This window comes from Micromonospora pallida (assembly GCF_900090325.1).
GTDB lineage: Bacteria > Actinomycetota > Actinomycetes > Mycobacteriales > Micromonosporaceae > Micromonospora > Micromonospora pallida.
This window is the reverse complement of the sequence record NZ_FMHW01000002.1, coordinates 670,962-693,753: the sequence shown is the minus strand read 5'-3', so window position 1 is coordinate 693,753 and position 22,792 is coordinate 670,962. Positions and strand designations below refer to the sequence as shown.

Genomic DNA, 22,792 nt, shown 5'->3' with positions numbered 1-22,792 from the left:
AGGTGCGGCTCGTGGCAACGGCGCACGCCGTGTCGACCTTCGGCAGCTTCCTGAACCTGGTGGCGCTCGGCCTGTTCGTCCTGCACCTGACCGGCTCCACGTTGCAGACCGGCGCCTTCATGGCCGTCCGTCTGGCGGCCGGGTTCCTCGCCGGTCCGGTCGCGGGCCGGCTCGCCGGCCGGCAGCGTCGCCCGTACCTGATGATCGGCGCCGACCTGGTCGCGGCCGGCACGCTCGTCCTGCTCGTCGCGGCTCCCGCCGGGGTGCGGAACACCGTGCTGTACGGGCTCGCGGTGGCGCTCGGCGCGGGCCAGACGATCTGGGGCGTGGCGATGCGCGCGCACCTGCCCACGATGGTCGGTCCGGACCGGCTGACCCGGGCCAACGGCCTGGTGGTGACGCTGCGCTCGGTGGGGATGCTGCTCGGCTTCGCCTCGGCGGGGGTGCTCGTCGGCTGGCTCGGCTACCACGTGGCGTTCCTGGTCGACGCCGGCACCTACCTCCTCTCCGCCCTGCTCCTGCTCCCGGTGGCCCGGCGCACCACCGCCGTCGCCCGACCGGCCGCCGCCGGGCCGGCCGCCGCCGGGCCGCCTACCGCCGGGCTCCGCGCGCCCGGTCGGTTCGGTCTGCTCCAGGCCGTCGCCCCGGTGGTCCCGGCGATGATCGCGGTACGCGCCGCCGACGCCCTCGGCTCCGCGTCGCACAACGTCGGGCTGCCGGTGTACGCGACCCTGGTCCGCCCCGACTCCCCCGCCACGTTCGCCGCGATCTTCACCACCGCCTGGGCGGCGGGCAGTCTGCTCGCCGGCCGCTGGGCCGCCTGGCGGGCGAAGCGCGTCGGGCGGGGACCGTCGGAGCTGCCCTTCGGGGTGGCCACCTGCCTGATGTCGGTCTGTTTCGTGCTCGCCTTCACCGGCCTGCCGGTCTGGTTGCTGGTCCCGGTGACCCTGGCGGCCGGCGCGGCCGACGGGTACGCCGAGATCAGCTACACCACCCGACTCCAGGCGGTCGACGCCGACCTACGCGCCCGCCTGTTCGGCTTCGCCAGCGCGGCGCAGAACGCCGGCTTCGGACTCGGCATGATCGTCTGCGCCGTGCTGCTGGACCGGTTCCCGCCGCTGCCGGTCGTCGGGGCCGCCCACGGGCTGGCGCTGGCCGCCGCGCTCACCTTCCTCGTCGTCCACGTCCGCCTCCGGGCCGCAGCACGTCGTCAACCAGCCGAGGTAGCCTCGTGACCCCTCCCCAGCCCGCCGACCGCCGTCCCGCCGTCAGCCACGGCAGTGACCTGCCTGACGACCCGACGCACCCCCGGACGGTGGGCGAGGCGCTGGCCCGCGCGGCGGACCGGTTCCCCGACGCGGGCCTGCACCTGGTCGCCGCCGACGGCGGCACCGAGTTCCTGGCCCACCCCGACCTGCTCGGCCGGGCCCGCGCGGTCCGCGACGGCCTGCGGGCGCGGGGCGTGCCCGCCGGCGGGTACGCGATCCTGCGGGTCGGCGCGGCCGTCGAGTACTGGCCGGCGTTCTTCGGCTGCGTGCTGGCCGGGGTGGCTCCGCTGACCACCGCCGCCGGGCCCGAGCACGCCGGGAACTCCCCGGCGCTCGACGCGCTCCGGCACGTCTGGCGGACGCTGGGCGAACCACTCGTCGTCGCCGGGACCGTCGACGCGGCCGGGTTGCGTCACCTGCCGCTCGGCGGACGGGTCGTCACCGTGACCGAGCTGGTCGACGGCCACCGGCCCCGGCCGGACGGGGACCACCGGGCCACGCCGGAGGAGGTGGCGGTGCTGCAACTCTCCTCCGGCAGCACCGGCACCCCGAAGATCATCCCACTGACCCACCTCGGCCTGTCGCAGTACGCCGTCGGCGCGCGGGAGATGCTCGACATCCGCCCCGGCGACGTGCTGCTCAACTGGCTCCCGGTGGACCACGTCGCCGGGCTGCTCCTCTACCACCTCGGCGGGGTGTTCCTCGGCGCGACCAGCGTGCACGTCGACACCGAGCGGGTGCTGGCCGATCCGCTGCGCTGGCTCGAGCTGATGCGCCGACACCGGGTCACCCACAGTTGGGCGCCGAACTTCGGACTCCGGCTGGTGGCCGACGCGGTGGTCCGTGACCCGGACCACCGCCGGTGGGAGCTGGGGCACGTCCGGCGGATGGTCAGCGGCGGCGAGCAGTGCCTGCCGGAGACCTTCGACGCGTTCGTGGCGGCGACCGGCGTGCCGGTAGCCGCGATGACCCCCGCCTGGGGCATGTCCGAGACCAGCACCGCGATCACCTTCGCGTCCCTGGCCGAGCCGGGCTGCCGACAGCGGGTCCGCATTGCCAGCCTCGACGGTGACCTGGCCTGGGCCACCGCCGACGACGACCCCGCCGACTGCGTCGAGTTCCTCGCCGTCGGCGCGCCCGCCCCCGGTGCCACTGTGCGCATCGTCGACCCGGACGACGAGGTGCTGCCCGAGGGGCGAATCGGTCGGCTCCAGGTCCGCTCGCCCCGGCTCACCCCCGGCTACCTCGCCGACCCCGAGGCGACCCGGGCCGCCCTGCGTCCCGGGGGCTGGTGGGACACCGGCGACCTCGCGTACCTGGTGGACGGACGGATCACCGTCACCGGCCGGGAGAAGGACCTGATCATCCTCAACGGACACAACCTGCTTTGCCACGAGGTCGAGCAGGTCGCCGGGACGGTGCCCGGGGTGGCCGCCGGGCTGGTCGCCGCCTGCGGCGTACCGGACTCCCGCACCGGGAGCGAGTCCCTGGTCGTGTTCCACGTGCCCGACCCCGCCGCAGGACGGTCACCGCAGGAGGTGGCCCGGGACGTCACCGCCGCCGTCGCCCGCCGTTGGGGCACCGCCCCGGCCCGGGTCGTGGCGGTGCGTGCGGAGGAGTTTCCCCGTACCACCGGGGGGAAGATCCAGCGGGCGGCGCTGCGCCGCCGGTTCACCGCCGGGGAGTTCGACACCGGCCGACCCGGCCCGGCCCCGACCGCCACCACCCCACCGGTCCCGCCCCCAGTCGCGTCGCTTTCCCCACCCCTGGCTGCCCCGACTGCTCCCCCGCTGCCTTCCCCCACGCCCGTTCCGCACCCGGCTGCCCCATCCGCTCCCGCGCCGCCCTCCCCGTCCCCCGTTGTCTCGAGCGTCCCCGCGCCGGCTTCGCTCCCGATCGGGCCACCCGGCCGGACGACGGTGCGCAGGACGGTCCTGGACGCGCTCGGCGACCTGCTCGACGGCCCGGTCGACAGCGAGCTGCCGTTCTGGGAACTCGGCATCGGCTCGGTGGAGATCGTCCGGTTCCGGTCCCGGCTCGAGCAGGTCCTCGGCCGGCCGGTCCCGGCGCCGACGCTCTTCGCGCACCCGACCGTCGACGCGCTCGTCCGGCACCTCACCGACACCGCCCCCGCCGACTCCGCCGGCCCGGCCCCGGTCGACCGGGACCACCGGATCGCAATCATCGGAATGGCGGCCCGCTTCCCCGGCGCCGCCAGCGTGGACGAGTTCTGGTCGAACCTGCTCGCCGGGGTGGAGAGCGTCCGCTTCTTCACCCCCGACGAACTGGCCGCCGCCGGGGTGACGGACGCCGACGCCCCCGGGTTCGTCGCGGCCAGCGGGGTGCTCGACGACGTCGCCGGCTTCGACGCGGGTTTCTTCGGCATCAGCGCCCGGGAGGCCGAACTGCTCGACCCACAGCACCGGCTATTTCTGGAGACCTGCCAGCACGCCCTGGAGGACGCCGGGTACGCCGGGGACCGCGACCGGGCCCGGGTGGGGCTGTTCGCCGGTGGTGGGATGAACCTCTACACCCACCACACCTACCTGCGGAACAACCTCGACGCGGCCACCCGCGCCGCCGACCCGGCCACCGTGGTCGGCGCGGCGTTGGGGAACCAGCCGGACTTCCTCGCCACCCGGGTCGCGTACCGGCTGGGCCTGACCGGTCCGGCGATCACCGTACAGACCGCCTGCTCCACCTCGCTGGTGGCGGTGCACCTGGCGGCCCGCGCGCTGCTCGCCGGGGACGCCGACCTCGCGCTGGCCGGCGCGGTCGCCGTGCACGTCCCCCAGGTCACCGGCTACCACCACACGCCGGGCTCGATCCTCTCCGCGCAGGGCCAGTGCCGTCCCTTCGACGCTGCCGCGGACGGCACCGTCGGCGGCAACGGGGTCGCGGCGGTGGTGCTCAAGCCGTACGCCCGCGCCGTTGCCGACGGGGACCCGGTGCACGCGGTGCTCCTCGGCTCGGCCGTGAACAACGACGGCGCGGGCAAGGTGGGCTTCACCGCGCCCAGCGTGACCGGGCAGGTCGAGGTGATCCGGCAGGCATTGCGGAACGCCGCCGTGTCCGCCGCGTCCATCGGGTACGTCGAGGCGCACGGCACCGGCACCGCGCTCGGCGACCCGGTGGAACACCACGCCCTCGCCGAGGCGTACGCGTCGGCCCGGCCGCTGCTCGGCTCGGTCAAGGCGAACATCGGCCACCTGGACAGCTGCGCCGGCATGGCCGGCCTGGTCAAGGCGGTGCTGGCGGTCCGGACCGGCCAGCTTCCCCCGCAGATCAACTTCACCCGGCCGGTGGTCGACCTGGCCCCCTTCACCGTCACCACCAGCCCCATCGGCTGGCCGGTCGGCGACACGCCGCGCCGCGCGGCGGTGAGCGCCCTCGGCGTCGGCGGCACCAACGCCCACGTCATCGTCGAACAGCCGCCCGCCGAGGTCGCCCCACCAGCCGCCACCACGTCCCCCGCACCCGGCCTGCTACCGCTGTCGGCGGCCGACCCGGCGGCGCTCACCGCGCTCGCCGCACGCCACCGGGACCACCTACGCGCCCACCCCGACCTGATGCTGGCCGACCTGGTGACCACCGCCGGACGGGGTCGCCGGCACCTGCGCCACCGCCTCGTCGTACGGGGCGACTCCCCCGCCGCTCTCGCCTCGGCACTGGACCGGGTCGTCGGCGGCACCGCCATCCCGGACACGGTGGTCACCGGGTCGGTACCCGCCGGACCGCTGGCCCTGGCCTTCCCCGGGCAGGGCGACCTGCGCCCGGTGCTGCTGCCGCTCGCGGAACGGTTCCCGGTGGTCCGGGACGTCCTGGCGGAGGCCGCCACCGCGTACCGGGACGCGGTCGGTGGTGACCTGCTCGCCCGGTTGCGGGAGACCCCCGACGACCCCGCCGGGGTCCCCACCGACCTGGCCCAGCCGGTACTGGTCGTCGTCGGGCTGGCCCTGGCCGAACTCTGGCGCTCCTGGGGGATCGTCCCGGAACTCGTGCTCGGCCACAGCGTCGGCGAGTACGCCGCCCTGGCCGTGGCCGGCGCGCTGCCGTTCGCCGACGCGGTACGCCTCGCCGCCTGGCGCGGCCGACTCATGCAGGACGCGCTGGGGCCGGGTGCGATGTTGGCGGTGCTCGCCGACCGGGCGACCGTCGACGACCTGGTGGTGGGCAGCACCGTGGAGGTGGCCGTGGTGAACGGCCCCGACCGGCACGTACTGGCCGGGTCGCCCGACGAGGTCACTGCCGTCGCCGACCGGGCCGCGCGGCGGGGACTGTCGACCCGGCGGCTGCCGGTGACCCGCGCCTTCCACAGCTCGGCGATCGAGCCGCTCCGGGACCAGCTGTCCGCCCTGGCCGGTCGGGTCGACCTGCGGCCGGTCCGACTGCCCGTGGTCAGCACCGTCGACGGGCGAGTCCGCGAGCCGGGCTGGCAGCCGGACGCCGAGCACCTGTACTGGCAGGCCCGCGGGGCCGTCGAGTTCCACGCCGCCGTACGGACGATCGTCGACCAGGGCTGCCGGACGATCATCGAGGCCGGGCCGGACGCCGCCCTCACCCGGCTGGCCCGGGCGACCCGGTCGACGGCGACCTGGGTGCCGTCCCAGCGGCGCGACGCCGACCCGATCGACGGGGTATGGCGGGCCGTGGCGGAGCTGTACTGCGCGGGCGCACCGGTCGACTGGACGGCGATCACCGAAGGCTGCGGGGGACGCCGGGTGTCGTTGCCCGGGTACCCGTTCCAGCACCGCCGCTACTGGATCGACCCCGACCCGGACCCGACAGGGGGTACCCGTGCCCGCGCAGCGCGGACCGCCGACGGCCCGGCTCCGGCGGTGCGGGCCGCTCGACCGGACGCCGTACCCGACACTGCCGCCCCGCTGACCGAAGCCCCGGTCACCGCCCCGGCCCCCGCCGCCCACACCGAGGCATCCACTCCGGTGGCCGGAGCCCCGGTCGCCGGCCCGGTGTCCGGGCAGCCGGTGCTGACCGGGGAGCCGTCGGCCAGTGACCTGGTGGCCGACGAGGCGGTGCTGGACTGGGTGCGTACGCTAACCGCCGACAAGCTGGGGCTGGACGTCACGGCGGTCGGCCCCGACGAGACCTTCTTCGCCCTCGGCGCGGACTCGCTGCTGCTGATCAGCATGTCTCGCGAGATCGACCAGGCCCACGGGGTACGGGTCCCGATCCGGGACCTCTTCGAGACTGTCGACACGCCACGTCGACTCGCCGAACGCATCGTCACCGGCTCCGCCCCCTCCCCGACCGACCCCGCCCAGACCGCCCTCTCCCCGACCGGCCTCTCCCCGACCGGCCCTTCTTCGAGCGGGCCTGGCCTGTCTCGGGTGGGGGTGCCTCGAGATACGGCAAGTCGGGGTGTCGACGCACCCGGGACACCCCGACTCGCCGCATCTGGAGTTGATCGAGGGGGTGTCGCACGACCGGGAGAGGCTGCGGAGACCGGCACGCTCAGGCCGACGATGCCGACGATGCCGGCAGTGCCGGCGGTGCCGGCGCACGACCTGAGCGCCATCGTCCACCGCCAACTCGACCTGATGCAGCAGCAACTCGCCCTGCTCAGAGCGGCAGGCCAGCCGGCCGGCATTCTGCCGGTCAGCGCTCTGCCGGCTGGCGCTCTGCCTGCCACGGCCGCCACCGGCGCACAAGGCGCCATCCCCACACAGAGCTCCGTCCCCGCAAGGGACTCCGCCCCGGCGCCGGCTGCTGTCCCGACGTCGGCTCCGAGGCCGGTGCCGACGAGGGTGCCACCGGGCCCCGACCCGCAGCCCGCTACGGAACCGAAGCCGGGCGCGGACCCGGGGCCGGACGCAGAACCAGGGCCAGACGCAGAACCAGGGCCAGACGCAGAACCAGGGCCGGGCGCGGACAGTGTCGACGTCAGCCTGTACTTTTTCGGCGACTATCCCGACCAGGACGCCGACGACCGGTACGGCCTGATCCTCGACGCCGCGCAGTACGCCGACACCCACGGGTTCCACGCGGTGTGGTTCCCGGAACGGCACTTCCACTCGTTCGGCGGCATCTTCCCGAACCCGTCGGTGCTGGCCGCCGCACTCGCCGTACGCACCAGCCGGATCCGGCTCAACGCCGGCTCGGTCGTACTGCCCCTGCACCACCCGGTCCGGGTGGCCGAGGAGTGGTCCATGGTGGACAACCTCTCCGGTGGCCGGGTCGGGCTCGGTTGCGCGCCCGGCTGGCACGCCAACGACTTCGTCTTCCAGCCGGAGAACTTCGGCCGGCACAAGCAGGTGATGTACGAGCACCTGGAGACGGTGCGCCGGCTCTGGCGCGGCGATGCGGTCGCCGCCCGGTCCGGCAGTGGCGACCCGATCGACGTCCGGCTCTTCCCCCGGCCGGTGCAGGACGCCCCGCCGTTCTTCACCGCGATCGTCGGCAACCCGGACAGCTACCGGGAGGCCGCGCGACGCGACGTCGGGGTGGTCACGAACCTGATGACCCAGGACGTCGCCCAGCTCGCCGAGAACATCGCCCTGTACCGGCGTACCCGCGCCGAGCATGGCCTCGACCCGGCCGCCGGCCGGGTGGTGGTGCTGCTGCACACGTACCTCGGCGACGACCTCGACCGGGTACGCGAGGCGGCGTTCGAGCCGTTCTGCGCGTACCTGCGCTCGTCGTTGCACCTGCTCGGGCAGGTGGTCAACAGCCTCGGCATGAGCATCGACCTGGCCGACACCCCGGACGACGACGTCCGGTTCATGCTGTCCCGGGCGTACCAGCGATACTGCGAGCAGCGGGCGCTGATCGGCACCCCGGAGAGCTGCCGACCGGTGCTGGACGCGGTGCTCGACGCGGGCGCCGACGAGATCGCCTGCTTCGTGGACTTCGGCGTGCCCGCCCCGGCCGTCCGGGCCGGGCTGCCCTTCATCGACGTGCTGCGCCGGGCCACGCCGCGCCGCCGTACCGCGCCGGTGGCCGGCGGGGCGGTGGACCGCGAGGAGACCGCCCCGCTCACGCCCGGCCAACGCCGGCTGTGGCTGACGGAGCAGCTCCACCCTGGCACGCCCGCCTACACCGAGGCGGTGGCGGTGCGGCTGCGCGGTCCGTTGGACGTCGCGGCGCTGCGTGGCGCGCTGGCCGACGTGGTGGCCCGGCACGCGCCGCTGCGCACCACGTACCGGGAGGTCGACGGCGAGCCGTGCCAGGTCGTCCGGCCGACGGTGCCGGTGGAGCTGCCAATACGGGAGCTGGCTGGGCCGGCGAAGAAGGCGGTACGGGAGCTGGCTGGGCCGGCGGAGGAGCCGGTACGGGAGGTGACCGGAGAGGCGGCGGAGTCGGCCGTCGCGGCGGCGATGGCCGGGGAGAGCCGGCGGGTCTTCGACCTGGCCGAGGGGCCGGTGTTCGCGTTCACCCTGCTGCGCTTCTCCGCCGAGCACCACGTGCTGGTGCTGGCGTTCCATCACCTCGCCACCGACGGCACCTCGTACGCCGTGCTCACCCGGGAGGTCTCCGCCGCCTACCGGGCCCGGGTGACCGGTACGACCCCGGAGCTGCCCGACCTGCCGGTCAGCTACCCGGATCTCGCCCGGGCCGCCGCCGGACGCCGCGACGTCGACGACAAGGACCTGGGGTACTGGCTGACCCGGTTCGACCCCCCACCTCCCACCCTCGTCCTCCCCTCCGACCTGCCCCGCCCGGCGCTGCCCTCCGCGGCCGGCCGGAGCGTCTTCACCGAGGTTCCGGCCGAGCTGACCGACCGGATCCGGCGGTTCAGCCGGGCCGAACGGGTCACCCCGTTCACCACGCTGCTCAGCGCGTTCGGCGTCATGCTGTTCCGGTTCAGCGGCCAGCCGGACCTGGTGGTCGGCACCGGGTTCAGCGGCCGGGACGACCGCACCGCCGACCTGGTCGGCTTCTTCGTCGACACCCTGCCGCTGCGCCTGGACCTCACCGGCGACCCGACCTTCCGTGAGGTGCTCGCCCGCACCCAGGCCACCGCCGCCGAGGGGTACGAACACGCGGCCGTACCGTTCGACGCCCTGGTTCGTGCGCTCGCCCCGCACCGGGAGGCCGGCCGGAATCCGCTCTTCGACGTCGTCGTGGAGTACGAGACCGGTGGCGCGTTCGCCTTCGACCTGCCCGAGGTGACCGCCGAACCGCTGCCGGTGGGGCTGGACAAGGCCCCGGTCGACCTCATGGTCTACCTGTCGCACACCGACACCGTCCGCTGCCACGTCGAGTACCGGACCGAGGTGTTCGATCCGGTGACCGTACGCCGGTTCCTCGACGACTGGCTCGGGATGCTCGACCGGCTGACCCGGAACCCGGACCTCCCGCTGTCCCGGCTGGCCGACGCCGTCGGGCAAGACGCCGCGCCGAACGGGACAGCCGCGCGGCCGGCCCCGGCCCGCCACCGAGCCGATCCGGCCGGTGAACGCCCCGAGCCGGTCCGTGAACGCCCCGAGCTTGTCCCCGGGCAGGCCGGTCGACTGGACGATCTGGTTCTCCGGCAGGCCGGTCGGACGCCGGACGCACCGGCGGTGGTCGGCGGCGGGAGCCGCTGGACGTACCGGGAGCTGCGGGTGTGGGCCGAGGCGCTGGCCGGCCGGATCGCCGCCACCGGCGTCGGGGCGGACGACCTGGTCGCGGTGCTGCTGCCCCGCCGGCCGGAACTGGTCGCGGCGCAGCTCGGGGTGCTGCTGGCCGGGGCGGCGTTCCTGCCGCTCGACCCCGATCTGCCGCCCGCCCGGCTGGCCGCCCTGCTCGCCGACAGCGGCGCCCGGCTGCTGGTCACCTCGACGGCGGTCGACCACCCGACGAACCCGCCCCGGCTCACGGTCGAGGAGGTCACCGAACTCACGGTCGACGAGGATGCCGACGAGGATCGGTCGCCGGCGGCCACCCCGCAGTCGAACACCCTCCCGGCGTTCCGGACAGCCGGCCCCGCATCGACCGCCGGCCTCGGCCCGGAGCACCTGGCCTGGTGCGTCTACACCTCTGGCTCCACCGGACACCCCAAGGGGGTGCTGGTGCCGCACCGCGCGGCCGTCCGGTCGGTCACCTGGCACGCGGAGGCGCTCGGGCTGACCGGCTCGGACGTGGTCGCCCACGGGCTCGGACTCGGGTTCGACGCGAACCTCGCCGAGATCTGGCCGGCGCTCGCCGCCGGGGCGACCGTCCACCTCGTACCGGACGCGGTGCGCGCCGACCCGGCCGCGCTGCGCGCCTGGTGGGCCGAACACCGGGTGACCGTGGCATTCCTGCCGGCGCCCCTGGCGGAGCTGGTCTTCGCGCTGCCCACGCCACCCGCCGCCACGCTGCGGACCCTGGTGGTCGGGGGCAGCCAGCTCCGCCGCCGGCCGCCGGCCGGCTTCCCCGCCACTGTGATCAACGCGTACGGCCCGACCGAGGCCACCATCGTCACCACCGCCGGGCCGGTGCCGCCCGACGGGACCGGCCCGGTCGACATCGGCGTGTCCGCCGCCGACCATCGGCTGTACGTGCTGGACCCGGACGGCCGGCCCGTCCCGCCCGGCGCGGTGGGCGAGCTGTACGTGGGCGGCGACGGGCTGGCCCGGGGCTACCTCGGTCGGCCGGCGGAGACTGCCGCCGCCTTCCCGCCCGACCCGTACTCGCCAGTGCCGGGAGCGCGGATGTACCGCACCGGTGACCGGGTACGGGTACGCGGCAACGGGAACCTGGAGTTCCTCGGCCGCCTCGACGACCAGGTCAAGATCGCCGGCCACCGGGTCGAGCCGGGTGAGGCAGCCGTTGTGCTCGCCGGGCTGACCGGCGTGCGGCAGGCCGCCGTCGTCGCCCGGCACGACCGGGGCGACGAGCCGTACCTCGCCGCGTACGTGGTGCCGGTCGACGACGGCGAGCCACCGGCCGAACGCACGGCCCGGTTGACCGCCGCCCTGGCCGACCGGCTCCCGCCGTACCTGGTGCCCCGGGCGTGGGTGCTGCTGGACGTGCTGCCCACCGGGGGCACCGGCAAGATCGACGTGGCCCGGCTGCCTGCCCCGGAGGCGCCGGCCGGCGACCAGCGTCCGCAGCCGGGCACCGAACAGCTCGTCCACGACGCCTGGTGCGCCGAGCTGGGCGTGTCCCGACTGCCGCTGGACGTACCCTTCTTCGCCGCCGGTGGACACTCGCTGGCCGCCGTCCGCCTCGCCAACCGGCTGACCGGACTGCTCGGCACCGAGGTCGGCGTGCACCGGGTCCTCCAGGCGCCCGGCATCCGGGCCCTGACGACCGCCCTGACCACTACCGCCCCCACCGGGGAGACCACCCCGACCGGACCATCTGCCCCCGTCGAGGAGAGCCCGGCGACCGGACGTAGCGCACCGGTCGAGCCGGCCGCGCCCGACGCGGAGGTCGCGCCACGCGGGGAGGTCGCGCCCGAAACGAGGGCCGCGCCGGTCGAGGAGAGCGCGCCGGCGACGTACCAGCAGGAACTGATGTGGCACGGGCAGCGACGGGCGCCGAACCCGGCGGCCGTGCACATGCCGGTCCGGGTCGACATCACCGGCGACCTGGCCGTGCCGGCCCTGCGCGCGGCGCTGGACGCCCTGGTCTCCCGGCACGGCGCGCTGCGCACCCGGCTGGTGGACCGGGACGGCACGCTGACGCAGGAGATCCTCCCGCACCGGCCGCTCGACCTGCCCGTGACGGAGATGCCCGAAGCGGACGTGGACGCCTGGTGCGTGGCGACCGGCCGGGAGCCGTTCCCCGACGACGGGCCGTGGCTACGCGCCCGGCTGGCCCGGCTGGCGGCCGACCGGCACGTGCTGATGCTGGTGATCCACCACCTCAACGGCGACGGCTGGTCCATCCAGCACCTGCTGCGGGAACTTGAGGAGGCGTACCCGGCGCTGCGGGCCGGCGGCTCCGTCTCCCGGGAGTCGGCGGACGGCCTCCGGTACACCGGGTACGCCCGCCGGCAACGGGCCGCCGCCACGCCCGAGCCGGTACGGCGGTACTGGCGGGAGCAGTTGACGGGCGCGCCGCGTACCGTGCCGCTGCCCACCGACCGGCCCCGGCCGACGGCGCTCAGCGGCGACGGCGACGAGTACGCCTTCGACCTCTCCGCCGACCTCGCCGAGCGGGTACGCCGGGCCGCCGGGCCGTCCGGCAGCGTGCTGCCCGTCCTGGCCAGCGGGTGGGCGCTGCTGTTGCGCCGGCTCACCGGGGCGACGGACGTGGTGCTCGCCGCCTCGTACGCGCACCGGGACAGCCGGGACGTCGAACCGGTCGTCGGCCTCTTCACCAGCGTCGTCCCGCTGCGGGTGCCGCTGGCCGAGGGGGGTTCCTTCGCCGACCTGGTGGCCCGCACCGACCGGGTGTTCCTGGACGCACTGCGCCACCAGCCCGCCCCGGCCGCCGCGATCTACTCCGCCGTCGACCCGCGGTGGCGTCCCGGGGAACCGCCGCCGGTCGGCACCGCGCTGTTCGGCTGGAACCCGGGCGTGCCGGAGTTGCGCCTACCGGGCCTCGACACGGAGGTGACGGACCAGGGCCTGGCCTGTGCCCGCCGCGACCTGGGGGTGGTGGTCTCACCGGTCGGGTCGGTGCTGCGCGGGGTGGTGGAGTACTCCACCGACCTGTACGACCGCTCCACCGTGGCCCGCTGGTGTGCCGAGTACGTCGACCTGCTCACTGCCGCCCTCGTCGGCCCGGAGGCATTCTCTCGCCCCTGACACGCCACCTGCGGGGCCGTGTCACCGGCCTCCCTCGTGTTGCCATTGACAGGATTTGTTGTCAAGGGCAGGGTGGGGTCATGTCCGTCGAAGCTGTGGAAGTCATCGCGGCCCCCGCCGCGGCGATCGTGGCGCTCGATCCGGTCCGGTCCCGCCTCCTCGCCGAACTGCGCGAGCCCCGGTCGGCGACCGAACTGGCCCGTACGCTCGACCTGCCGCGCCAGCGGGTGCACTACCACGTCCGGCAACTCGAGGCGCAGGGCCTGGTGACCGGCGCGGGCGAGCGGCGCTGGGGTGGGCTCACCGAACGGCTGCTCGTGGCCACCGCCGGGGCGTACCTCGTCTCGCCCGAGGTGCTCGGGGCCGCCGCCGCCCGCCCGACGCCGGGCGACCGCCCGGACCGGCTCTCCGCCGCCTACCTCGTCGCGCTCGCCGGTCGGGTCGTCCAGGAGGTCGGTGCCCTGCTACGCCGGTCCCGGGAGACCGGACGGCCGGCCGAGACGTTCACTATCGACGCCGACATCACCTTCCGCACCCCGTCGGCGCGGGCCGACTTCGTCCGCGACCTGACCGAAGCCGTCGCCACGGTGATCGCCCGGCACCACGTCGAGAGTGGGTCGACCGGACGACGGCACCGGCTGGTCATCGGCGCCTACCCGATTCCGCAGAACGCGCCAGCGGACGCTGGCCCGAGCGAAGAGCAGAACCTGCCAGCGGACGCTGGCCCGAGCAAGGAGCAGAACCTGCCAGCGGACGCTGGCCCGAGCAAGGAGCAGAACGTTGGCTGACATTCGCGCGTCCATCGACGACGAGGACGGCCGGTACCGCGCGGTCGTCGAGGCCGACATGCCGGGCACCCCCGAGCAGGTCTGGGAGTTGATCGCCACCGGCCCGGGCCTGGAGGCCTGGTTCGTCCCGGCCGAGGTCGAGCCCGGTCCGGGCGGTCGGATCGTCACCCACCACGGTTCCTACGGCTCCTCCGAGGGGACGATCACCGCCTGGGACCCGCCCCGCCGGATCGTCTTCGACGAGCCCGAGGAAATCGATGAGCGAAGCCGGACGTGGAACACCGAGATCCTGGTCGAGGCGCGCTCCGGCGACACCTGCGTCGTCCGGCTGACCAGCGGTTTCCTTGTCGACGGCGACGAGTGGCGCGAGCACGTCGACCAGACCCTCGGCGGCTGGACCGCCGCGCTGCGCCTCATGCGGCTCTACCTCACCCACTTCGCCGGCCTGCCGGTGACCACGCTGCTCGTGCAGCACGAGGTGCCGGAGTCCATCGAGGCGCCGGATGCCGTGGCGGCGGCCGGACTGCGCACCGGAAAGGTCGGCGACGAGGTCGCCACGTCCGAGCCGGCACCGCTGCTGGCCGGCGTGGTCGAGCAGATCGACGACACGTCGGTCACCGTCCGCACGCACGAGCCGCCCGGCGTCGCCGAGGTCGCCACCATGACGTACGCCGGCACGTCGTCCGTCCTGATCCGCTGGTACCTCTACGGCGACCAGGGCCCCGCCACCCGAGACCGCGAAACCCAGGCATGGTCGACCTGGGCCGCCCACCTGATCACCCGCGCCTGAGCTCCGCCGGGCCACCGTCAGCGGGGGATGCCGAGGCGGTCCAGCCAGCTGCCGAGGTCCAGGTCGTCGTCGGGGCGGGTGAGGGGTGAGGAGCGGGGATCGGGCTCGTTGCCGAGGGCGATCTGCCGGCTCGGCGGGGTGAAGTCGGCCTCCGGCCGGCCCGCGGTGGCCATCGCGATGACCCGGGCCACCGCCGACACCACGCCGGACTGCGCCGAGATACCCACCCGGTCGGTCGGGTCGTCGGGGTTGGCGGCGATGCCGGCCACCGCGACCTGCGGTGTGTAGGCGACGAACGACTTGGTGGCGTCCTGGTCCGAGGTGCCCGACTTGCCGGCCACCGGGCGCCCCTCGAGGATCCGGTCGACCGAGGTGGCGGTGCCGCCGGTGCACCGGCCGAAGGCGGGGTCCTGACCGACCGGGCAGCGGGCCGCGTCGGTGGCCGCCCGTGCCACGTCGGCGTTGAGCACCCGCCGGCAGGACGGGTCGCCGACGGGCAGCTTCGCGCCGTCCGGGCCGGCGACCGAGAGCACCGGCAACGGCTCGCAGTACGTGCCCTCGGCGGCCACCGTGGCGTACGCGTTGGCGAGGTCCAGCGGCGTGGTGGCCGACACGCCGAGGGTGAACGCCCCCCACTCGGTGGGCTCGGTCCGGGCCAGTTCCTCGTCCAGGTCGGAACGGAACGTGATGCCGAGCCGCTGGGCCATCTCGACCACCTTCGCCGGGCCGATTCGCTCGGACAACCACACGAAGTACGTGTTCACCGAGCGGCCGAAGCCGTCCCACATGGTCCGGTAGCCGTTCATGCTGGCCGGGTCGGCGTTGGACGGGCACCACCGGTCGCCGCACGCCGCCGTCGACCCCTCGGCGGGGTGCCGGGTGGCCAGCCGGGTCGGCGCGTCGAAGCCGGTGGCCAGGGGCAGCCCCGACTCCAGGGCGGCCAGCATGGTGAACAGCTTGAACGTCGATCCGGCCTGGTAGCCGTCGATCGCCCCGCCGCCGGCCACCAGCTGGTTGACCGTGTTCGGCCGGTTGTCCTGCCCGTCCGGGTTGGCGTCCAGGCTGTAGTTCCGGTTGACCGCCATCGCCAGCACCCGGCCGGTGCCCGGCTCGACGGCCGCGATCGGCAGCGCCCGGGGCTCGTCCCGGTCGAAGACCGCCAGCGACTGCCGCAGCGCGCTCGCCTGCACCTCCGGGTCCAGCGAGGTGACGATGGTGTAGCCGCCCCGGCGCAGGGCCTGCTCCCGTTCGTCGGCGGTGCTGCCGAAGGCCGGCTGGTGCAACCACCAGGTGCGCAGGTAGTCGCAGAAGAAGCCCCAGTCGGCGTGCCCGCCGTCGATGGCGGTGCAACCGTTGGGCTGCTCGGTCGGATCGAGGGTCACCTCCTCGGCCCGGGCCTGGTCGGCCTGCTCGGCGGTGATCGCGCCGGTGGCCACCATCGAGTCGAGCACGTACGAGCGGCGGACCAGGGCCGCCTCCAGGTCGCCGTCAATCGGGCTGTACTCGTTCGGCGACTGCACCAACCCGGCCAGCAGCGCCGCCTGGTCGAGGGTCAGCTCCGCCGGGGTGACGCTGAAGTACCGCTCGCTGGCCGCCGCGATGCCGTACGCCCCGGAGCCGAAGTACGCGATGTTGAGGTAGCGGGCGAGGATCTCGTCCTTGTCGAGGGTCTGCTCCAGCGCGGCGGCGTACCGGATCTCCTGGAGCTTGCGGCCGACGCTCACCTCGGTCGCGCTCTCCCGCTCCTCGGCGGTGCGCTCCGGGTCGCTCTTGAGCACGTTGCGCACGTACTGCATGGTCAGCGTGGACGCGCCCTGCGTGGTGCCCTCGCTGGCGTTGCTGACCAGGGCGCGGGCCAGGCCCCGCAGGTCGACCCCGCCGTGGGAGTAGAAGCGGCGGTCCTCGGCGGCCACGATCGCCTGGCGCATCACCGGGGCGATCTCGGTCAGCGGCACATCCCGGCGGTTGACGTCGTAGAAGCTGGTGATCAACGTCCGACCGTCGTTGGCGTAGACGGCGGTGCGCTGGCCGGTGGTCGGGGTGCGCAGTTGCGCCGGCAGGTCGCCCCAGAGCTCGCTGGCCGCCTTCACGCCGAGCCCGGCCACCAGGTTGCCGGGAAACGCGGCGGCGGCCAGGAAGAGGCCGGCGAGGACCCCGCAGAGCACCACGGTGACCAGCCGGTCCAGCAACGATCGCAAGCGCATTTCCCCAGGTTGACGCGGTGTCGCGAGCAGCGCCCACTCTTTCCGCAGGGTTGCCAGAAAACTCACGGCGACGCGCCGTAGCCGGGCCGGCCATCCGGTACGCGGTGGTGGCTGCTGTCCGGTTCGTCCGGACGGCGCCGCGGTCATCGGGTGCCGGCCGGCGGTGTGGGGGTGGCGAGACTCGCGGCGGCGGCGTCCCGGGCGATCTGCTTCGGCACCAGCCGACCCGCCCGGTAGGCGATGCCGATCCCGGCGATCAGCGCGAACATGGCGCCGAAGGTCTGCAGCGAGCCGACCAGGGCACCGCCGAGGCCGAGCAGGGGCGCGGCGATTGCCAGCAGCACACCGTCACCGATGCTGAACACCCCGGACCGGCCGACCGCCCAGCCGGTGAGCGCCCAGCCGACGCTGTAGCAGGTGGCACCGACCAGGACCAGGCTGCGGGCGGTGGCGCCGAAGACCGGGGTCTGCTCGGCGAGGCCGGCGAACGGCAGCATGAGCACCGTGCCGGCAAGGCTGACCAGCAGCCCCGTCGCGGCGCTGCGGCGACTGCGGGTGGTGACCAGCAGCCCGGCCAGCGCCAGCAGGGCGAGCAGGCCGATCCAGACCGCCCCTACCCAGCCGACCAGGTAGAGCGGCCGGCCGTCGGCGGGGTACGGGTCGTTGCCGACGCCGCCGTCGCTGGCCAGGGCCACCACGCCGTAGAGGATCGCGTACGCCGGGAGCAGCCACACCGACGCGCGGGCGAGCCGCCGCATCGACCAGGCCCAGGTGGCGTCGGTGGCCGGGCCGGTCGGGGTGGGTTCCACGACGAAGGGCAACACCCCGAACCCGCCCCCAGTACGGCGCGAGCCGAGTGGTCCGAGTGGATCGTGCGCCCCGGGGACGGCCGCGCGGGAACGGACCGGATTCGTCGGATCGTTCATGCGTCACCTCGCTCACTGCTCCGGAGCCGGTCGACGCCGTCGGCCGAAGGAAGATCGGCGAGGCGGCCCGGCCCGGTGCCGGGGGACGCGTACGGCGCCCCGGCACCTGGTCACCATCGGTCCTCACGTACCGATCGTGGCAGGCACCGGAGCGCCGTATGAGTGATATTCGCTTTTTGCCCCCGGCCCCGGGGTCAGCGCCGGTTCGCCCTGGTCAGCCCCGTTCGCGGTGGTCGGCCGGGTCCTGGAGCAGACTGTGCGGGGAGACCGGTTCCGGGGCGGGCAGCCCCTGCGGGCCGTTGCCGCCGGTGGCCTGCGCCTCGGCGACGCGTACCTCGTCGTGGATCTCCCGGGCGGCGGCCGCGGCGGCCTGCGCGGCCGCCGCCGCTTCCCGCTCCACGTCGCTCGCCCCGGACGCGGCCTGCGGCGACGGCGCGTCCCCGACCATCTGGCTCAGCCCGCCGAGCGCGCCGCCCATCCCCTCCAGGGCCTTGGTCAGCTCGGCCGGCACGATCCAGACCTTGTTCGCGGTGCCGTTGGCGATCTGCGGCAGAGCCTGGAGGTACTGGTAGGCGAGCACCTTCTGGCTCGGGTTCGCCTGGTGGATCGCGTCGAAGACGGTACGGATCGCCTTCGCCTGGCCCTCGGCCTGGAGAATCCGCGCCTGCCGGTCACCGTCGGCCCGCAGCACCGCCGCCTGCTTCTCACCCTCGGCGGTGAGGATCTGCGACTGCTTGTGCCCCTCGGCGTTGAGGATCGCCGCCCGGCGGTCCCGCTCGGCGCGCATCTGCTTCTCCATCGAGTCGCGGATGCTCGGCGGCGGCTCGATCGCCTTGATCTCCACCCGGGTCACCTTGATGCCCCAGCGGCCGGTGGTCTCGTCCAGCACCCCGGACAGGTGTCGGTTGATCTCCTCCCGGCTGGTCAGCGCCCGCTCGAGGTCCAGCGAGCCGATCACGTTCCGCAGGGTGGTGACGGTGAGCTGCTCGATCGCCTGGAGGAAGTTCGAGATCTCGTAGGTGGCCCGGACCGAGTCGACCACCTTGAAGTAGAGCACCGTGTCGATCGAGACGACCAGGTTGTCCGAGGTGATCACCGGCTGGGGCGGGAAGCTGACCACCTGCTCGCGCAGGTCCACCTTGGTCCGGACCGCGTCGATGAACGGCACCAGCAGGTTCAGCCCGGGATTGAGGGTGCGCTTGTAGCGGCCGAGCCGTTCCACCACGTCCTGGCGCTGCTGCGGCACGATCCGCACCGACTTCGCCAGCGCCACCACCCCGATCAGCGCCATGGCGCCGAACAGCACCGCGATCACCAGTTCCATACGCTCACCCCTCCGACCCGGGCAGCGTGCCCGGGGAGATGTCGTCCCGCCAGACCAGGGCGGTCGCGCCCCGGACCTGGATCACCTGCACCCGCTGGCCCGGCGCGAACACCTGGGCGGCGTCGTACGACCGGGCACTCCACAACTCGCCGTCGATCTTGACCAGGCCGCCGTCGGTGTCGACCCGTTCCAGCACCAGCGCGGACGCCCCCTCCAGGGCCTCCACCCCGAACGGCTGCTCGCCGCTCTCCACCGCCGAGCGGCGGTGGCGCTGGATGGTCGGCCGGGCCGCCAGGACGGTCAGCGCCGAGACGGCCGCGAAGACGATCGCCTGGACGCCCACCGGGGCGCCCAGCGCCGCCGCGCCGGCGGCGGCGAACGCGCCCACCCCGAACATGATCAGGAAAAGCGTCGTCGTGAAGATCTCGGCGACCGCCAGCACCACACCCAGCACGATCCAGAGCACCGCGTCCACGCCTTCGATACTCGCACGTGAGCGCACCCCCACCTATTTGGAGATCAGTAAGCTCGGGCCGACGTCCCGTACCGGCCCTGGAGGAACGACATGTCCCTGTCACCGGAGACCGCCCGTCGGGTGGACGGCCTCGTCGCCGAGGCGCAGGCCGCCGGTCACGCCCCCTCCCTGCTGATCGGCGTGGTCCGCGACGGGGCACTGATCCACCTTGGCGTCGCCGGGGAGCACCCACGCCCGGACGTCGACCTCCAGTACCGGCTCGGCTCGATCAGCAAGACCATGACCGCCGTGCTGGTCATGCAGGAGCGCGACGCCGGACGGCTCACCCTGGACGACCCCCTCGACCGGCACCTGCCCGGCACCCCGCTCGGCGCGCTCACCCTGCGCCAACTCCTCGGCCACGCCAGCGGCCTGCAACGGGAGCCGGACGGCCAGTGGTGGGAACGCGCCGAGGGCGGAGACCTGGCCACCCTGCTCGCCGGGCTGAGCGCGGACAAGATCGCGTACCCGCCGCACCTGAGCTACCACTACTCCAACCTGGCGTACGGGCTGCTCGGCGGGGTGCTGGAACGGCTCACCGGTAAGCCCTGGTTCGACCTGCTGCGGGAGCGGATCCTCGACCCGCTCGGCATGCGCCGCACCACGTACCAGGCCACCGAGCCGTTCGCCCGGGGCTACGTGGTGCACCCCTGGCACGACACGCTCCGCGAGGAGCCCCGGACCGACACCGGGGCGATGGCCCCGGCCGGCCAGCTCTGGGCGACCGCCGCCGACCTGGCCACCTGGGCGGCCTTCCTCGCCGACCCGGCACCGGGGGTGCTCGCCGCCGCGAGCCTGACCGAGATGTGCGCGCCCGTGGTGATCAGCGACCTCGACTCCTGGCGCGGCGGCCACGGCCTCGGGCTGGAGCTCTACCGCCAGGGCGACCGGGTGTACGTCGGCCACGGCGGCTCGATGCCCGGCTACGTCGCCGCCCTGGCGGTGCACCGGCCGTCCCGCACCGGCGTCGTCGGCTTCGCCAACTCGTACGGCTTCCGGGTCGGCGGGATCAGTCTGCTCGGCCAGCAGGTGCTCACCACCGTGCTCGACGCCGAACCGGCCCTGGCCACGCCCTGGCGACCGGCCACCGCTGCGCCGCCGGCCGAGGTGGCCGAGCTGACCGGGCGCTGGTGGTGGATGGGGCACCCGACCGACGTCACCTGGGACGCCGGCGCGGGCCAGCTGGTGGCGTACCGGCGGGGCGAGCGGATGCTCCGGTTCGCGCCGGCCGGGCCGGACCGGTGGCGGGGCTGCTCCGCCGAGGAGAACGGCGAGCTACTCGCCGTGCTGCGCGACGGCGACGGCCGGGCAGTCGCTCTGGACGTGGCGACCTTCGTCCTCACCCGCACCCCGGACGAAGAGCCCTGACGGTCGCCCGCTGAGGGTGGGGCGGCTGGGCTGGTAGCAGGGGTCCCCTGCACGTCAAAAAGCGGTAACAAGGGTCCCCTGCTACCACCCCAGCCGACGCCGCCCGGCTACCAGCTCAGCCGACGCCTCACGCCGGGTCGGTGACGAAGTCGATGAGGCGTTCCATCGCGTTGATCAGCGGGGTCTCCACGTCGGCGAAGCTGTCCACCCGGGACAGGATGTGCCGCCACATGTCCGCCGGGTCGGCCACCCCGAGGGCGGCGCAGACCCCCTCTTTCCAGGGCCGTCCCGGCGGCACCACCGGCCACGCCGCGATGCCGAGCGCGGCCGGCTTCACCGCCTGCCAGACGTCGACGTAGGGGTGGCCGGTCACCAGCACGTGCGGCGAGTCGACCCGGGCCACGATCCGGCTCTCCTTGGAACCGGGCACCAGGTGGTCGACGAGCACCCCGAGCCGCCGGCCCGGCCCGGGCGCGAAGGCGCGAACCTCCTCGGCGAGGGCGTCGATGCCGTCCAGCGGCTCCACCACGACGCCCTCGATCCGCAGGTCGTCGCCCCAGATCCGTTCTACCAGGGCGGCGTCGTGCACCCCCTCCACCCAGATCCGGCTGGCCTTCGCCACCTGGGCGCGTACCCCCTCGACGGCGATGGATCCGGAGGCGGTGCGCCGTCGGGCGGACGGCACCGGCGCGCGGGTCGGCCGGCGCAGCGTGACCGGCTCCCCATCGAGCAGGAACGCCGCCGGCAGCAGCGGGAAGTTGCGCCGCCGGCCGTGCCGGTCCTCCAGCACCACCGCACCGGCCTCGAACCCGACCACCGCGCCGCAGAAGCCCGAGTCGGCGTCCTCGACCACCAGTTCGGGTTCGGCGTCCACCTCGGGGATCACCCTGCGCCGTCGCCAGTCTCCCGCGAGCACGTCCTCGCCGTATCGCCTCCCCATGGCCCGTGACGGTAACCGCCCGGTCGGCCGGCCGGAGGCAGGCGCGCCGCCCGCTGGCCGGGCCACCGCCGGGCGAAAAGGGGCAATCCAGGGCAGGCGGTACGCCCCCAACGACGGTCGAGACAGAGCCGCCGTCAGGACGTACCCTTCTCTGCATGTCTCCCGCAACGGACGCGGTCACTCTCGCGCCGCGCCGGTCGAGCCGCTTCGTGGCCTGGGTACGCGCGTGGCGCGCCGGGCTGGTCCCGTTCGACGAGGTGCCCGACGCCGTCGCCGGTAACGAGGAGCACCTCGTCGCGGACGCTCCCGGCACCTGGACGGACGTGCCCCTGCGCGACGCGCTGCCCACCCTGGCCCGGCTCTCGCCGGACGAGATCCGACTGGTGCTGCCCGCGCCGGGCGACCCACGCGGCCTGCCCGGCCCGGGTGACTTCACCGGGGCGGCCCTGGTCGCCGGTGAGGCGGTCGTCGCCGGTGGGCTGGGCCTGATCCCGGAGGTCCGGACGCACACCTCCGGCTCCGGGATGACCTGGGAGACGGTGCTGTGGCGGTGCTATCCGCTGCCGCCCAACGCCCCCGCCGCGTCCCTGACGATGCCCGGCGCCGCCGAGGCGGAGGCGGAGCTGGCCACCGCGCTGGCCGAGACCACCGCCGCGTTGACCCGGCTGGACGTCGCCCAGTGGCGGCCCGAGCTGGCCGGCGCGCTGGCCGCGCTGCGCCGCCCGGACGGCACCACCGACCTGCCGCCCGGGTTCGATCCGCGGTCCCGGCGGCTGTTCGCCCGGGCCGCCGTGCTCGACCGGGTGCTCGCGCTGGCCGAGCACGCTGCCCCGGGTGGCGCGGTCAACGGGTACGAGGCGCAGCAACGGGACGCGGCGCTCCGGCCGCTGACCACCGCCTGCCGACGCGCCCTCGTCGCCGCCTGCAACGCCCCGCTGCGCCCCTGACCGGACGCCCCCGGCGACCTGCGGCCCGCTGACGGGACGCAC

The 22,792-nt window shown here is 74.7% G+C and carries 11 protein-coding genes; 6 read left to right on the top strand and 5 right to left on the bottom strand.

The annotated features are described in order from the left end of the window. The first annotated feature begins 11 nt into the window (after positions 1–11). The 4 genes from GA0074692_RS34505 to GA0074692_RS03220 all read left to right on the top strand — a co-directional run bounded on the left by GA0074692_RS34505 (position 12) and on the right by GA0074692_RS03220 (position 14,527). Entirely contained in the window at positions 12–1,235 is a 1,224-nt protein-coding gene (locus GA0074692_RS34505; protein WP_176738265.1) for an MFS transporter, read from the top strand. After that, a complete protein-coding gene (locus GA0074692_RS03230) occupies positions 1,232–12,949 on the top strand; it encodes a non-ribosomal peptide synthetase/type I polyketide synthase (protein ID WP_176738264.1) in 11,718 nt (3,905 codons plus the stop codon). Before GA0074692_RS34505 ends, GA0074692_RS03230 begins: the two co-directional genes overlap by 4 nt. 80 nt (positions 12,950–13,029) lie before the next feature. After that, positions 13,030–13,737, top strand: a complete 708-nt coding sequence (locus tag GA0074692_RS03225; protein WP_091639179.1) for an ArsR/SmtB family transcription factor — start codon at positions 13,030–13,032, stop codon at positions 13,735–13,737. Further along, positions 13,730–14,527 carry an SRPBCC family protein gene (locus tag GA0074692_RS03220; RefSeq protein ID WP_091639177.1) on the top strand — a complete coding sequence of 266 codons (798 nt, stop codon included), beginning with the start codon at positions 13,730–13,732 and terminating at the stop codon, positions 14,525–14,527. The genes GA0074692_RS03225 and GA0074692_RS03220 overlap by 8 nt, the downstream gene beginning before the upstream one ends. 17 nt (positions 14,528–14,544) lie before the next feature. Here GA0074692_RS03220 and GA0074692_RS03215 read toward each other — a convergent pair whose 3' ends face one another. The 4 genes from GA0074692_RS03215 to GA0074692_RS03200 form a co-directional block, all read right to left on the bottom strand. Beyond that, positions 14,545–16,731 carry a transglycosylase domain-containing protein gene (locus tag GA0074692_RS03215; protein ID WP_091639175.1) on the bottom strand — a complete coding sequence of 729 codons (2,187 nt, stop codon included), beginning with the start codon at positions 16,729–16,731 and terminating at the stop codon, positions 14,545–14,547. A gap of 143 nt (positions 16,732–16,874) precedes the next feature. Further along, positions 16,875–17,657: a hypothetical protein gene (locus GA0074692_RS03210; protein WP_091639173.1), complete on the bottom strand. Its 783-nt coding sequence runs from the start codon at positions 17,655–17,657 to the stop codon at positions 16,875–16,877. A gap of 214 nt (positions 17,658–17,871) precedes the next feature. After that, complete coding sequence (locus GA0074692_RS03205) at positions 17,872–18,981, bottom strand: SPFH domain-containing protein (RefSeq protein WP_091639170.1); 1,110 nt, start codon at positions 18,979–18,981, stop codon at positions 17,872–17,874. A 4-nt stretch (positions 18,982–18,985) separates the two neighbouring features. Next, positions 18,986–19,456, bottom strand: a complete 471-nt coding sequence (locus GA0074692_RS03200) for an NfeD family protein (RefSeq protein WP_091639168.1) — start codon at positions 19,454–19,456, stop codon at positions 18,986–18,988. A 90-nt stretch (positions 19,457–19,546) separates the two neighbouring features. Here GA0074692_RS03200 and GA0074692_RS03195 point away from each other — a divergent pair, with 90 nt between their 5' ends. Beyond that, entirely contained in the window at positions 19,547–20,863 is a 1,317-nt protein-coding gene (locus tag GA0074692_RS03195) for a serine hydrolase domain-containing protein (protein ID WP_091639166.1), read from the top strand. Between the two features lie 127 nt (positions 20,864–20,990). On the opposite strand, the gene GA0074692_RS03190 is transcribed toward GA0074692_RS03195, so the two are convergent. After that, positions 20,991–21,803, bottom strand: a complete 813-nt coding sequence (locus GA0074692_RS03190) for a DUF3097 domain-containing protein (protein ID WP_091639164.1) — start codon at positions 21,801–21,803, stop codon at positions 20,991–20,993. Positions 21,804–21,958: 155 nt separating this feature from the next. On the opposite strand from GA0074692_RS03190, the gene GA0074692_RS03185 reads away from it, so the two are divergent. Then, positions 21,959–22,750: a hypothetical protein gene (locus tag GA0074692_RS03185; protein WP_091639162.1), complete on the top strand. Its 792-nt coding sequence runs from the start codon at positions 21,959–21,961 to the stop codon at positions 22,748–22,750. The last annotated feature ends 42 nt before the right edge of the window (positions 22,751–22,792 follow it).

Bases quoted from the DNA above. Each gene is read 5' to 3' on its own strand.
- GA0074692_RS03225 (WP_091639179.1), top strand. From the start codon at position 13,030: ATGTCCGTCGAAGCTGTGGAAGTCATCGCGGCCCCCGCCGCGGCGATC.
- GA0074692_RS03215 (WP_091639175.1), bottom strand. From the start codon at position 16,731: ATGCGCTTGCGATCGTTGCTGGACCGGCTGGTCACCGTGGTGCTCTGC.
- GA0074692_RS03210 (WP_091639173.1), bottom strand. From the start codon at position 17,657: ATGAACGATCCGACGAATCCGGTCCGTTCCCGCGCGGCCGTCCCCGGG.
- GA0074692_RS03205 (WP_091639170.1), bottom strand. From the start codon at position 18,981: ATGGAACTGGTGATCGCGGTGCTGTTCGGCGCCATGGCGCTGATCGGG.
- GA0074692_RS03195 (WP_091639166.1), top strand. From the start codon at position 19,547: ATGTCCCTGTCACCGGAGACCGCCCGTCGGGTGGACGGCCTCGTCGCC.
- GA0074692_RS03190 (WP_091639164.1), bottom strand. From the start codon at position 21,803: ATGGGGAGGCGATACGGCGAGGACGTGCTCGCGGGAGACTGGCGACGG.
- GA0074692_RS03185 (WP_091639162.1), top strand. From the start codon at position 21,959: ATGTCTCCCGCAACGGACGCGGTCACTCTCGCGCCGCGCCGGTCGAGC.